Source organism: Telluribacter humicola (assembly GCF_017355935.1).
Lineage (GTDB): Bacteria > Bacteroidota > Bacteroidia > Cytophagales > Spirosomataceae > Telluribacter > Telluribacter humicola.
In genome coordinates this window covers 355,564-369,050 of record NZ_JAFIQT010000002.1, presented here as the reverse complement: position 1 = coordinate 369,050, position 13,487 = coordinate 355,564, and the positions used below count along the sequence as shown (strand labels likewise).

Annotated in this window: 10 protein-coding genes; 6 read left to right on the top strand and 4 right to left on the bottom strand. The window is 49.6% G+C overall.

The features are described from left to right. Positions 1 to 106: 106 nt before the first annotated feature. Positions 107 to 1,441, top strand: a complete 1,335-nt coding sequence (locus tag JUB14_RS12525; protein ID WP_207506472.1) for a peptidoglycan DD-metalloendopeptidase family protein — start codon at positions 107 to 109, stop codon at positions 1,439 to 1,441. 167 nt (positions 1,442 to 1,608) lie between these two features. On the opposite strand, the gene JUB14_RS12520 is transcribed toward JUB14_RS12525, so the two are convergent. After that, complete coding sequence (locus JUB14_RS12520; RefSeq protein WP_207506471.1) at positions 1,609 to 3,810, bottom strand: xanthine dehydrogenase family protein molybdopterin-binding subunit; 2,202 nt, start codon at positions 3,808 to 3,810, stop codon at positions 1,609 to 1,611. Beyond that, a complete protein-coding gene (locus JUB14_RS12515; protein ID WP_207506469.1) occupies positions 3,791 to 4,276 on the bottom strand; it encodes a (2Fe-2S)-binding protein in 486 nt (161 codons plus the stop codon). The genes JUB14_RS12520 and JUB14_RS12515 overlap by 20 nt, the downstream gene beginning before the upstream one ends. A gap of 181 nt (positions 4,277 to 4,457) precedes the next feature. Between JUB14_RS12515 and JUB14_RS12510 the strand changes: the two genes are divergently transcribed. From JUB14_RS12510 to JUB14_RS12500, 3 genes are all read left to right on the top strand, one after another. Continuing rightward, positions 4,458 to 5,477 carry a threonine aldolase family protein gene (locus JUB14_RS12510; protein ID WP_207507181.1) on the top strand — a complete coding sequence of 340 codons (1,020 nt, stop codon included), beginning with the start codon at positions 4,458 to 4,460 and terminating at the stop codon, positions 5,475 to 5,477. Positions 5,478 to 5,805: 328 nt separating this feature from the next. Beyond that, positions 5,806 to 7,362 (top strand): bifunctional GNAT family N-acetyltransferase/carbon-nitrogen hydrolase family protein, encoded by a 1,557-nt coding sequence (locus JUB14_RS12505; protein WP_207506467.1) that lies wholly within the window; start codon positions 5,806 to 5,808, stop codon positions 7,360 to 7,362. Between the two features lie 196 nt (positions 7,363 to 7,558). Then, positions 7,559 to 8,236, top strand: a complete 678-nt coding sequence (locus JUB14_RS12500) for a hypothetical protein (RefSeq protein ID WP_207506466.1) — start codon at positions 7,559 to 7,561, stop codon at positions 8,234 to 8,236. Positions 8,237 to 8,302: 66 nt separating this feature from the next. Here JUB14_RS12500 and JUB14_RS12495 read toward each other — a convergent pair whose 3' ends face one another. Next, entirely contained in the window at positions 8,303 to 9,169 is an 867-nt protein-coding gene (locus tag JUB14_RS12495; protein ID WP_207506465.1) for a glycerophosphodiester phosphodiesterase family protein, read from the bottom strand. Positions 9,170 to 9,586: 417 nt separating this feature from the next. On the opposite strand from JUB14_RS12495, the gene JUB14_RS12490 reads away from it, so the two are divergent. Next, positions 9,587 to 9,967, top strand: a complete 381-nt coding sequence (locus JUB14_RS12490; protein WP_207506464.1) for a hypothetical protein — start codon at positions 9,587 to 9,589, stop codon at positions 9,965 to 9,967. A gap of 177 nt (positions 9,968 to 10,144) precedes the next feature. Continuing rightward, a complete protein-coding gene (locus JUB14_RS12485; protein WP_207506463.1) occupies positions 10,145 to 10,435 on the top strand; it encodes a hypothetical protein in 291 nt (96 codons plus the stop codon). Between the two features lie 138 nt (positions 10,436 to 10,573). On the opposite strand, the gene leuS is transcribed toward JUB14_RS12485, so the two are convergent. Beyond that, a complete protein-coding gene (gene leuS / locus JUB14_RS12480; protein ID WP_207506461.1) occupies positions 10,574 to 13,384 on the bottom strand; it encodes a leucine--tRNA ligase in 2,811 nt (936 codons plus the stop codon). Positions 13,385 to 13,487: the final 103 nt, after the last annotated feature.

Below are 13,487 nucleotides of genomic sequence, written 5' to 3'. Positions count from 1 at the left end.
ACTAATTAACAATCAGATTATTGTGCAAATTTTAATTTTTTGTAAACTCTTTAAGTGGTAGTTTTGCGGCCAGTGAACCCAAGTGTAACCCCAGGATTTTTTTGTGATGATCAGACGTAGTAAAGGTCTTGCCCTTGTAGTTGCCTTAGTATCCCTCTTCATTTTTACTGCCGCTCAATCTATTTTATTCGATTTTAGCGGCCCTGTTTTTCAATCCGAAGAGCCCGAAGTTGTGGTGGTACCTAAGCCCGCCGCTCCGCCCCCCCGAAAGCCGGCTCCGGTAGTGTATGGTATTCGCACCGACTCCTTGTCTATCGTGGAAGGTGAAGTAAAATCGGGAGAAACCATCTCAACCATACTGGCCGCTTACAACATTGACCCGGCTACGGTTCATGAGCTGGCCCAGAAAGCCAAAGAGGTATTTAATGTAAGAAACATCCGCCCCCGCCGTAATTTCACACTGCTGCACGCCCAAGATGCAGCCCGTACGGCTCAATATTTTATCTATGAGCCGGATGATGTACACTATGTCATCTATGATCTGCGTGACAGTCTTAACGTAATCAAACACCAGCGCGAAGTAGAAGTAGTAGAGCGCGAACTGGTCGGTGAGATCAGGGGCTCTCTCTACCAGTCTGTACTGAAAGCCGGAGGCTCGGCTCAACTGGTGAATAAGCTGGCGGATATCTACGGCTGGCGTCTGGACCTGAACCGTATCCAGGCGGGAGATACCTTCAAACTGATCTTTGAAGAAAAACAGGTCAATGGCAAAACTATCGAGCAGGGTGAATTGAAAGGTGCTTTTATCGAGCATAAGGGCCAGCAGATGTACGCCATCGGCATTGATCAGGGCAACGGCCTCAGCTACTACGACCAGGACGGCAAAAGCTTCAAAAAGGCTTTTCTGAAAGAACCGGTTGAATACAGCCGTATCAGCTCCCGCTACACCAAAAGTCGGTTCCATCCAGTACAGAAGATATTCAAAGCGCACTTAGGTACTGACTTTGCAGCCCCCCGGGGTACTCCTATCCGTACCGTTGGCGATGGTGTAGTTGTAGAAGCAGGTTATTCAAGCGGGAATGGCAACTACGTTAAGATTAAGCACAACAAGACCTACACCACACAGTACCTGCATATGTCGAAGTTTGCAAAAGGTATTCGCCGGGGTTCCCGCGTGGTCATGGGACAAACGATTGGCTACGTTGGTAGTACAGGTCTTTCTACCGGACCTCACCTATGCTACCGCTTCTGGAAGAATGGTGTGCAGGTAGATGCCCTGAAAGAAAAGCTCCCACTGGCTGAACCAGTCGGCAAGAAGTACCGGATGGCCTTCCAGGCCGCTAAAGAAGATATCATCGGACGCATGGAAGCCATGGATGTGAATGGTTCTAAGCAGGATATGCTGGCTGCCAAAGAATCAGATCCTGACGAGAAGATATAGATTTTAGTTGTTAGGTATTAGGTGTAAGCTAGAATACATTGAGTTAATGTACCTACCCTACCAAAAGAGAGCGGCCAATCCCACAGTAGGATTGGCCGCTCTCTTTTTATATACTTTACTCTATTCTAATTTTTAGATGCTAACGGCTAATAGCTATTAGCTAACACCTAACTAAGCTTTGAAAGATCAAAGGGCAACTTACGGATGCGCTGACCGGTAGCCGAGAATATAGCGTTACAAAGGGCGGCGGCCACGGGCGGTAGTCCGGGCTCTCCTACTCCACCGGGCGCTTCTTCGTTTTCGATGATATGGATCTCCACCTTAGGCATCTCATTCATCCGCAGTACGCGGTACTGGTGGAAGTTGGACTGTTGTACCTTACCATCAGCAAAGGTGATACCGGGCTTGGTAGCCGCCGAAATTCCCATTACGATGTTACCTTCGGTCTGAGCGCGGATATTATCCGGATTGACGTACATACCGCAGTCAATCACCGACACTACACGGTCAATCTTTACGCCGGTACCTTCCTTCTTCACATAGACCACATGGCCACAGATACTGCCAAATGATTTGGTAATGGCTATACCTTTACCCATACCGGCGGGTAGCTTCTGGTTCCAGTTGGACTTCTCCCCCAGCGTCTTGAGTACATTCAGGAAGCGAGGCTGGTCCTTCATAAGTTCCATGCGTACCGCCAGCGGATCTTTCCCGGCGGCGTGAGCCAGTTCATCTACAAACGACTCGTGACCGAAACCACTGTTGGACGCGTACACCGAGCGCCACCATACGATAGGGATATCGGTGGTAACGCGGGTAAAGCCTACTTTGGCGTTGGGGAAAGCATAAGGACTCTCCTCGTGGCTGATGCCTTCACCCGCCCAGGGATCGGGCTTACCTTCGGGAAAACTCTTGAATACCTGACCGGATATAGACTCACCAATGAGCGTATGCTCAAAAGCAACGATATTACCATTAGCATCTACCCCACCACGCATAGCGCTGAGCATACCCGGGCGGTAGGGTCCCTGCTGGATATCATCCTCCCGCGTCCAGACTACCTTTACGGGAGCCTTGGCCTGCTTGGATAGGTTAACGGCTTCCAGCACAAAATCCAGATAAGCTTTACGACCAAAAGCTCCACCGAGGAAAGGTACATTCACCTTCATCTTCTCGGGAGCAATACCCAAGTACTGCGACACCTGCTCGATGGCTCCGTCGGGTCCCTGTACCGGAGCCCATATTTCGCAAGTACCGTCCTCCTTTACGTGGGCGACGGCTACTTCCGGCTCCATCGGCGCGTGGGCCAGGAAGGGAGTCTCGTACTGAGCTTCCAGCTTCTTGGCGGCCTTACCGATGGCCTCACTAACATTGCCTATGTTGCTGTACGATGGGGCCTCCTTCTTAGCTGCTTCGCGTAGCTGAGCAAAGTACTTGTCGGTAGTCATCTCGGCAGGATAGTTGCCATTATCCCATTGTATCTTCAGCGCTTTGCGTCCCTGCAGGGCCGCCCAATAGTTGTCGGCCAGTACGGCTACACTTTCCAGCGTTTTGTAGGGCAGCGGGCGTTCAGCCTTTACTACCATCTTTACACCGGCTACTTTTTTGGCGTTGGTATCATCAATCGAAACTACCTTGCCGTGGATGGCCGGGCAGCGCTCGATCGAAGCAAACAGCATACCGGGTACCTCCACATCCATCCCGAACTGAGCCTGGCCCGTTACCTTGGAAGGTACTTCGGGACGAGGCAGCGACTTACCCAGTACTTTGAAGTCTTTCTTGGCTTTCAGAGGGATGTCCTTCGGTACTACCAGTTTGGAAGCATCCTCCACCAGCTCTCCGTACGTTAAGCTCTTGCCGGTAGGTTTGTGGTATATTTTGCCTTCCTTGGCGTAGCAGTCGGCCTTATTAGCATTCCAGCGCGTGGCAGCGGCCTGTACGAACATCTCACGAGCCGCGGCTCCGGCCTGACGCAGACGCCCCCAGCCGGTACGGACGGTACTACTACCACCCGATAACTGACCACCATACTTACGTAATCCGTCGGACTGCTGTATTTTGATCTGATCCAGGCTTACTTCCAGCTCTTCGGCGATCATCATCGGTACCGCCTGCCAGGTAGCCTGTCCCATATCAGGGCGGTGGTTGATGAGGGTGATACCTCCGGCGTTATCGATAACCACAAAAGGGAGAAGCTCGAATGACAGTACGGCAGCTGGTGCCTGCTCACTGATGTTGACTACTGAGGCTACGGCTCCGTTGGCCTTCGTAGTAAAGCCCAGCATAAGGCCTACTCCTGACAGCCCGGCGATCTTCATAAAATCGCGGCGCGTTGCGTTTTCTGCTCTCTTATTTACCTGTGATGCCATTGCCTTTCTTGTTTGCTGCTGCTGAATGGATTGCTTTACGTACGCGCTGATAGGTACCACAACGGCATATGTTACCGCTCATAGCATTATCAATGTCTTCGTCAGTGGGCTTGGGCTTGCTTTCCAGCAGAGCTACCGCACTCATGATCTGGCCGGACTGGCAGTACCCACACTGGGGTACCTGCTCTTCGATCCAGGCCTTCTGCACCGCGTGCAGATTATCCTCACTGCCAATACCCTCAATGGTAGTGATCTTCTTACCGGCGGCGGCTTGCACCGGGTAGGAGCACGAACGTGACGGTTTGCCGTCGATATGGACCGTACAGGCACCACACTGGGAGATACCACACCCAAACTTGGTCCCCTTCAGGCCCGCTACATCGCGGATGGCCCATAGAAGCGGCATCCGTGGATCAACGTCCATTTCGTGCGACTTGCCGTTGATGGTTAAGGTAATTGCTGCCATTATATATAGTTGAAAATGGTAGATGAATACACGTCGAAGTAAATAGTGAGCAATTTAAAAATTCCACGTAGGAATAGCAAAATATAAAGGATGAGCGGATGTTACCTGACTAAGTACGTTCTTTGTGGTTTAATAAGTTCTGGTTACTACACTTTATTAACTAAACAGGATAATTTAGATGATAACGATTGATCTTCGCTCCGATACCATCACCCGACCTACCCCCGAGATGCAGCAAGCCATGTGGGCGGCTGAGGTAGGTGATGATGTACTCGGAGATGATCCTACCGTCAATGCCCTCGAAGAAAAAGCGGCTCGCCTCTTCGGTATGTCGGCGGCGTTGTTCTGTCCCTCAGGTACCATGACCAACCAGCTGGCCATCAAAGTACATACGCAACCCGGCAGTGAAGTCATCTGTGACAAGCTTTCGCATATATACCTGTACGAAGGCGGAGGTATCATGCAGAATTCGTTCTCTTCGGTACGATTGCTGGATGGAGACCGGGGACGACTCAACGCCCGTCAGGTGAAGGATGCCATCAACAATCCGGATGATGTACACGCGGCTGTTACGCGGCTAGTGTCGCTCGAAAATACCATGAATAAGGGAGGAGGCTCCTACTACGATTTGGAAGAGATCAGAGCCATTCGCCGGGTCTGCGACGCCTATAACCTACCCCTGCACCTGGATGGTGCGCGTCTGTTCAACGCTCTGGTCGAAACGGGTGAATCACCCGCTCAGTACGGACTGGAGTTTGACTCGATCAGTATCTGTCTGTCCAAAGGGTTGGGCTGCCCCATAGGGTCGCTGCTGCTGGGCAAGACAGACTTTATCAAGAAAGCCCGTCGCTTCCGTAAATCTATGGGGGGTGGCTGGCGTCAGGCCGGGTACCTGGCCGCGGCGGGTATCTATGCACTCGATCACCACGTGGACCGCCTGAAAGAAGACCATGCCCGCGCCCGGACCATTGGCGACATGTTCCGTCAGAAATCCCAAGTAGAGGATATCTACCCTATTGATACCAACATTGTCATTATACAACTACCCGAAACCATCACGGCCGAGGACTACGTACGTCGGCTCGAAATGCTACGGATCAGGGCAGTCCCCTTTGGTAAGCATCTGGTACGCTTTGTTACGCACCTGGACTTCACCGACGAGCACCTGGAAGAGATGGAAAAGCGTCTGCAAAAAGTATAGATCTATCCTTTTCCGCCAGCTCGCCATGTAGTTGCATTCTACCTGGCAACATTACTTTTACAGCCGTAGCGAAACCTTCGTTACGGCTTTTATTGTTATATTTGAAGAAATACAGTTTTACTGTTTGTGATTTCTGCCCTCTCTCTTTTACCTGTATTGTTTTACTGACACCTGCTAACAATACATCTCAGCAAAGAAGAGCTGTTTAATCCCAGATCCATTTTTTGCATTTTCCTTCTGGCTTTTTTCTTACCTTACTACCAGGGCAAGTAGCTACCAAATGATGCATTAAAGAAGTAAAACCACACAATATCAATACATTGCATTTATGAAGATTATAACCAGAAACCTTACAAAGGAAGATTATCAAGACCTAAAATCCTCAATGATTGAAGCCTACCGGGGCATAGGTGGACAGTACTGGGGCGAAAACAAAATAGATATCCTGCTGGATAAATTTCCGGAAGGACAATTATGTGTGGAGGTGGATGGCAAAGTAGTAGCCTGTGCCTTATCCATTGTTGTTAAATATGATAAATACGGGGACGAGCACACGTACCAGGAGATTACGGGTAACTATAGCTTCCGCACCCATGACCCCAAGGGCGATGTACTCTATGGTATTGAGGTATTTGTACATCCCGGCTACCGCGATTTGCGCCTGGGACGACGCCTGTATGATGCCCGTAAAGAAGTATGTGAGCGCCTGAACCTGCGCAGTATCGTAGCGGGTGGACGTATACCCAACTATAACACCTACTCTAATGAACTGACTCCTAAGGAGTACATAGAAAAAGTAAAGCGGCGGGAAATATATGATTCGACGCTGACTTTCCAGCTGGCCAATGATTTTCACGTCCGGAAAGTACTGAAGAACTACCTGCCCGGAGATACCGAGTCTAAGGAGTTTGCCACGCTGCTGGAATGGAACAATATTTACTTCCAGCCTGATAAGAACCGCACCAATCCCTCCGACTCTATTATCCGGATCGGAGTAGTGCAATGGCAGATGCGTACATTTAATAACGTTCAGGCTTTTTATGATCAGGTAGAGTTCTTTGTGGATGCGGTAAGCTCCTACAAAGCGGACTTTATCCTGTTCCCTGAGTTTTATAATATGCCTCTGCTGGCTGAATTTAACTACCTGCCCGAGCCCCAGGCCATCCGACAACTTGCTAGCTATACGGAGGAGGTTAGAAATAAAATGCAAGAATTCGCCATCTCCTACAATGTGAATATTGTGGGGGGCAGTATGCCGCTGATGGACAACGGACAGCTCTATAATGCAGCTTACCTCTACCGTCGGGATGGTACCTTTGAAGAGTACCGCAAGATTCACATCACACCCAATGAGGTACGTCACTATGGTATGGTGGGTGGCGACGATGTACAGGTATTCGACACCGACTGTGGCAAAATCGGGCTGGTGATATGTTATGACGTAGAATTTCCGGAATTGAGTCGTCTGCTGGGTAAGCAGGGCATGGAAATCCTGTTTGTACCTTTCCTGACTGATACCCAGAACGGGTACATGCGCGTCAGGAACTGCGCACAGGCGCGGGCCATCGAAAACGAATGTTACGTGGCTATATCGGGCTGTGTAGGTAACCTGCCGGGCGTAGAGAACATGGATATTCACTACGCGCAGTCGGCGGTATTTACGCCTTCTGACTTCCAGTTTCCAACCAATGCCATCAAGTCTGAGGCTACGCCTAATACAGAAATGATGCTGATTGCGGACGTGGATCTGTTCCAGCTGAAGGAACTGCACGAGCACGGCTCGGTACAGACTATGAAGGACCGCCGTACTGACCTCTACGACGTGACCATGAAAAAGCCCCGTCGCAAGCCTAAAGTAGTTATCAACCGGACCGAAGAGGCCTGATCATTATAATATAGTGTCACCCATGTTACCAAAAGCGCCTACTTTAAAGAAGGCGCTTTTGCTTTTGGATCTATATTATTCTAAGAAAATTTTGTATCTTAGAGTAGCCATTTCAACTACTCATTAGTTTATCAAATAGCTGTACTTGAATGGCTTACTGCTAGTATACCCGAAGAAGAAATAAATCTAAAACGTCATGAAAGTGTTACATGTGCTCGTGTTACTGTTGCTGCTTTCAGGCCTGAAAACTGCCTTAGCTCAACGTACTAAAGAAGTAGCGTACGATTCGCTTACAGATATACACTACTACAACTTCATTGGCCAAAACCACGACTACAACCGGAATTCGCAGGATGGAGGCTCTCACACCATAGCCATCAAGGGCTCTGCATTTCTTTATAACGGATGGCCTAAAGGGCATATCCAGCTTGACAACGGCAAAAAGCTACACGTACACCTCAACTACGATGTCATGGAAGACAACCTGGTGGTACACTGGGAAGGAAAGGAGATGAGGGTAACACCTACCCAATTCTGGATAAACAACCGGGAGTTTGTCAAAATCAAAGACCATTACTTTGAATTGATCCATAAAGGAAAGATCAGCCTCGTCAAACAGCACAAAGCCCGTCTGGACAGGATTGAAAGAAATGGCTACAACGATGCCATTAAATATGACTTTGAATACTTTAAGATAGAAGCGCTGATGCTGCACATGGAGAACGATGACCTCATCCCCATCCGCCTCAACGAAAAGTACATCCTGTCCCGGCTTCCGGAACAGCAAAAAACCGCCCGCGCCGTAGTCAGGGACAAAAACCTGAACTTAAAGCAAATGGATCACCTGGTAGATCTGCTCCAGGCGCTGGAATAAACAAAAGGAGGAAGGTACCACTATAGCTACCTTCCTCCTTTTTCTATTTTCTCCTTCTACACTACTTTACTTCACCAGCCCAAGTACACGCCCAGCTTCGATGGGGCGGTCGGTAGACAGGATGTCTGCTCCGTTCTCCACGAACTTTACGTACACTTCATCACCACGGGCAATGGCCATTTTGTCTAGGTTACCCAGCGTACCCAGAATACACATGATGCCCTTCTTATGTAGGAAATCATAGAGTTCGGCAGGCGCTTCACGGGTACCTACAAATGCCACCATCCGGTTGTCAGGTACGCCAGCCTCGTGCAGACGCTGGTACTCATCCCTGTTACGAATAGTTACGGATATCATCAGGGAAGGATCCAAACGATGTACCAGTTCGGCCTGCTGCACCGAATAGGTGATGATGGCGGCGTAGTCGGCTGCCCCGGCTCGTTGTACGGCCTCCACCACCCTATGCAGCGGTACACTGCGCTTGACATCCAGCGTATATACAACCTTGCCCCTGCCCCACTTCAGTACTTCATCCAGGGTAGGTATCCGGTAGCGGGTGCGGGTGCCTTTGTTATCCTCCAGGTACAGCGTTTGGGCGTACTCCCAGTCCTGATCCGATACCCTGCCGGTGCCGGTGGTGGTACGTTCGTAAGTATCGTCGTGCATCATAAGCAGTACACTGTCACGAGTCATGGCTATATCCGTTTCGATCACGATGGGCATCCGGCGCGCCAGAAAAGCAAAGGATTCGATACAGTTTTCGGGATATCCGTTGTAATCCCCACCACCACGGTGGGCACTGATCTGCGGCTTTTTGCCCGGCTGGTAGTGCAGGTACTCAGCCAGGTTATCTACATGTACATAGGTACGGGGTGAACAGGCGCTGATACCAAGCGCAAAAGCGGCAATCAGGAAAGACTTTAAAAACTTCATTAGGAGCAATCAACTTTAAATAAATACAATGACTTTTTATGTTTTGCTACTTGCTAGTGATGTAGTTCATTCCAGTCAAGTAGTGTAATCTCATTATCCCGAACCAGCATACAAGCTACTTCACTCTTACCTCCTGTTCCGTAATGATCGAGTTACTTCTATGCATGGATATAGTAGTATGAATAAAAACTGTTAGCTCCTCCCAGATAAAAGGTATAGTTACAAAGGTATTGTTTTCACCTTGAACCGGGGGCTAAAAAAGCTTCAGGACCAGATTCCATCAATATATCCTTCAGTACCACTCATCCTTTTCAGTCTCCATTCGTGTACTATGCAATACAAAGTACCTCGTTATGCCTATATATTTGTACAGTCAATAACGACAATTATTAGCCACTTTTAAAACTATATAAAGCCATGAAAACTATCTTCAAAACCATGATCTGTGCCTTAGCACTTAGTACTTCTGTAGCATTTGCCGGTCCTGATAAAGAAGCCGCTAAGCCTACTTCATTCGCAACGGGTGTTTATACTACCATTGACGGCAAACTGGCTGTGACTCTGGTCAAGAATAGTAACATCCCTACTACTGTTGTGATCCGTAATGCCAAGGGCGACATACTATCCAAGGAACTTGTAGGAAAGAAGCATCTTAAGCACTATTTCAGGTACGATCTGAGTGACCTGAGCGAAGGAGACTATACGCTGGAAATAGTAGGTAACGGAGAGGTAGAGGTAAAATCCTTTGCTATAACCAGCCAAAAACAGGTAATACAGCGCAAGCTGACGATTGAGTAAACCGACCGGACATAGGGCGGACGTTATCAGACCCAATACCATTACTCATATGATAACGTCCGTTTATCCAACACCTTATCCGTTCATTTACTTATTAAAATACAATTCTGATTACTGATATACCTTTGTAAAGTCGATTAAGACAATACTATTAGCCAAAAGAAAAATTTAAAAGCCATGAAAAATCTAGTAAAAATCTTCGCCTGCGCTTTAGCGCTTAGTACTCCGGTCCTGAGTACATCTGCGGCTTACGCCGATAACACTTCCAGGGACACTACTACCATTCAGACATCTACCCGACTAGACGATAAGTCGGCCGCAACGAAGGCCATTCAAAGCCTGCCGGCTTCGGTACCCGCCGAGGAAACACCGGCTCCCTGCAAGGATCGTCTGACTGTAAGCAAGAAATATACACCCGAGCAGAAAGCCGCCATTACTGGTATGCAGCTTTCGGGCCGGTCAAAATAATCAAAGATTAGATTTGGTTACTACCGAAGCTCTTTCCATCAGGAGCCAAGGTAGATAGGTTGTGAACCACTCACAAGTGGAGAATTAAGGGAGGTAATAAGCAAACAGGGAGAGGACTAGCCTCTCCCTGTTTTGTTTCTAAATTACTACGTTGACAATCCGCTTTGGTACCACGATGACCTTCTTAGGGGTTTTTCCTTCCAGCCAGCGCTGTACGATTTCGTTGGCCAGTACTTCCTTTTCGATATCCGGCGGTGCGGTATCCAGGGCAAAAGGCAGCGTAGTACGTACTTTCCCGTTGATCTGGATCGGGTACTCAAATACATCGTCCACCACGTACTGCTGCTCCCACTTCGGAAAGTCAGCTTTGGACACGGTACCTTTCTCATTACCCAGGGCCGCCCACAGCTCTTCGCTGATATGGGGAGCGTAGGATGACAACAGTACTACCAGTTCCTGTAAGATGGCTTTCTTATGGCACTTCAGGCTGCTCAGTTCGTTGACACATACCATGAAGGCACTCACAGCGGTATTGAATGAAAAGTGCTCAATATCCTCTTCGACCTTCTTGATCGTTTTGTGCAGCACGCGCAGTTCTTCGGCTTTGGGAGCTTCCTCGGTTACCAGCCACTGCCCGTTGTCGTTGTAGAACAAGCGCCAGAACTTACGGATAAAGCGGAAGGTACCATCGATGCCGTTAGTATTCCAGGGCTTGGCCTGCTCGAGGGGTCCCAGGAACATTTCGTACAGACGCAGCGTATCAGCTCCGTACCGTACTACGATATCGTCGGGGTTAACTACGTTAAACTTCGACTTGGACATTTTCTCCACCTCTACCCCACACACATACTTGCCCTGCAGAGACCCCGATTCTTCCAGGATAAACTCGGCGTTCTCACCAGCTATATCCAATCGGGTAGCTTTGAACTTCTCTATATCAAGTACATCATTTTCTACGATGTTCACATCTACATGCAGCGGTGTTACCTCGTAGCGGTCCCTCAGTCCGGCGCTCACGAATACAGGCTTGCTGTAGTCGTTGCTCTTGACGCGGTACACAAAGCTGCTCCGGCCTTGGATCATCCCCTGGTTGATGAGCTTCTTGAACGGCTCCTCCTCGGGTACATAGCCACGGTCTTTCAGGAACTTGTTCCAGAAGCGGCTGTACAACAGGTGACCGGTCGCATGCTCGGTACCTCCTATATATAAGTCGACGTTGCGCCAGTAGTTAATCGCTTCATCGGAGGCAAAATTCTCCCCATTCTGAGGGTCCATGTAGCGGTACCAGTACCAGCTACTGCCGGCCCATCCGGGCATGGTACTTAGTTCATATTCGTATTCTCTCTGGTACTTCCAACCTTCGGCCCGGCCCAGTGGTGGCTCACCCGACTCGGTGGGCAGGTACTTATCTACAGCAGGTAGTTCCAGCGGCAGTTCGCTCTCCTCGATCAGATAAGGTACCCCATCCTTATAGTATACAGGTACGGGCTCACCCCAGTAGCGCTGACGGCTGAATACCGCATCACGCAGGCGGTAGTTGATCTTGCCTTTACCCAGGCCTTTTTCTTCCAGCCAGTTGATGAGGGTGGTAGTTGCCTCCTTGTACCCCATGCCATTGACTATGCCGGAGTTGATGTAGCGGCCTTCTTTGGTTGCGTCCGCTTCTTTCTCGGTGTCTTTCTGCGCATCCAGAATGGGTACTATAGGCAGCCCAAAATGACGGGCAAAATTCCAGTCGCGCTGATCGCCTGAGGGTACGGCCATCACGGCTCCCGTACCGTAGCCCGCCAGTACGTAGTCGGCTATGTATACAGGTATTTTCTCTCCGTTGAATGGATTGATCGCGTAAGCACCGGTAAATGCACCTGATACCGTCTTGACATCAGCCATGCGGTCCCGCTCCGACTTCTTCTTAGTCTGATCCAGGTAGGCATCTATCTCACCTTGCTGCTCCGGTGTAGTGATCTCGGCCACGAGCTCGTGCTCAGGGGCCAGTACCATAAAGGTCACCCCGTATATCGTATCAACACGGGTGGTAAATACTTCGATAGTACGATCAGGATGCTGATCTACGGCGAACTTCACCAGCGCCCCTACAGAGCGTCCAATCCAGTTGCGTTGCTGCTCTTTCAGTGATTCAGTCCAGTCCAGTCCATCCAGCCCGTCCAGCAGGCGCTGAGCGTAGGCGGTAATCCGCATCATCCACTGACGCATCAGCTTCTGCTCTACCGGGAAACCACCCCGCTCAGATACTCCATCCTTTACCTCGTCGTTGGATAGTACCGACCCCAAGCCCGCACACCAGTTTACGGTCGCATCAGCTACGTAGGTAAGGCGGTACTTGAGGCTGATCTGGTATTGCTCTTCTTCGCTCATGACCCGCCACTCCTCAGCCGTAAAGATGGGGGTATCCTCATCACAGGGGGCATTTACTTGCCCATTCCCCTTTACTTCAAATTGAGCCAGCAGGGTTTCGATAGGCTCAGCCTTGTTGGTATCGTTGTTATACCAGCTGCGGAACAATTCCATGAATATCCACTGCGTCCAGCGGTAGTAGCCGGGGTCAGAGGTACGTACTTCGCGGCTCCAGTCATAGCTGAACCCAATGTTTTTGAGCTGCTCGATGTACCGTGCTATATTCTGCTCAGTAGTGATAGCCGGGTGCTGTCCGGTCTGGATGGCGTACTGCTCGGCGGGCAAGCCAAAGCTGTCAAAGCCCATCGGATGCAGAACATTAAACCCTTTGAGCCGCTTGTACCTCGAGTAGATATCGGAGGCTATGTACCCCAGTGGGTGCCCCACGTGCAGCCCCGCCCCGGATGGGTAGGGAAACATATCCAATACATAATATTTGGGCTTACCGGTTTGGGTATCTACCCGGTAGGTCTGGTTCTCATCCCAGAACCTCTGCCAGTTACTCTCAATTTCGCGGTGATTGTATTCACTCATTCGCTCTTTCTATTTCGTTGATTGTTAGAATCAATAGGTAGTGTGGCCGCAAAATTAGCGTTTTTGCCCACAAACTCTTACTGCCGCCTTACCTTCACCTCAT

Coding starts and splice junctions, on each gene's coding strand:
- JUB14_RS12525 (WP_207506472.1), top strand. CDS start 107: ATGATCAGACGTAGTAAAGGTCTTGCCCTTGTAGTTGCCTTAGTATCC.
- JUB14_RS12520 (WP_207506471.1), bottom strand. CDS start 3,810: ATGGCATCACAGGTAAATAAGAGAGCAGAAAACGCAACGCGCCGCGAT.
- JUB14_RS12515 (WP_207506469.1), bottom strand. CDS start 4,276: ATGGCAGCAATTACCTTAACCATCAACGGCAAGTCGCACGAAATGGAC.
- JUB14_RS12505 (WP_207506467.1), top strand. CDS start 5,806: ATGAAGATTATAACCAGAAACCTTACAAAGGAAGATTATCAAGACCTA.
- JUB14_RS12500 (WP_207506466.1), top strand. CDS start 7,559: ATGAAAGTGTTACATGTGCTCGTGTTACTGTTGCTGCTTTCAGGCCTG.
- JUB14_RS12495 (WP_207506465.1), bottom strand. CDS start 9,169: ATGAAGTTTTTAAAGTCTTTCCTGATTGCCGCTTTTGCGCTTGGTATC.
- JUB14_RS12490 (WP_207506464.1), top strand. CDS start 9,587: ATGAAAACTATCTTCAAAACCATGATCTGTGCCTTAGCACTTAGTACT.
- JUB14_RS12485 (WP_207506463.1), top strand. CDS start 10,145: ATGAAAAATCTAGTAAAAATCTTCGCCTGCGCTTTAGCGCTTAGTACT.
- leuS (WP_207506461.1), bottom strand. CDS start 13,384: ATGAGTGAATACAATCACCGCGAAATTGAGAGTAACTGGCAGAGGTTC.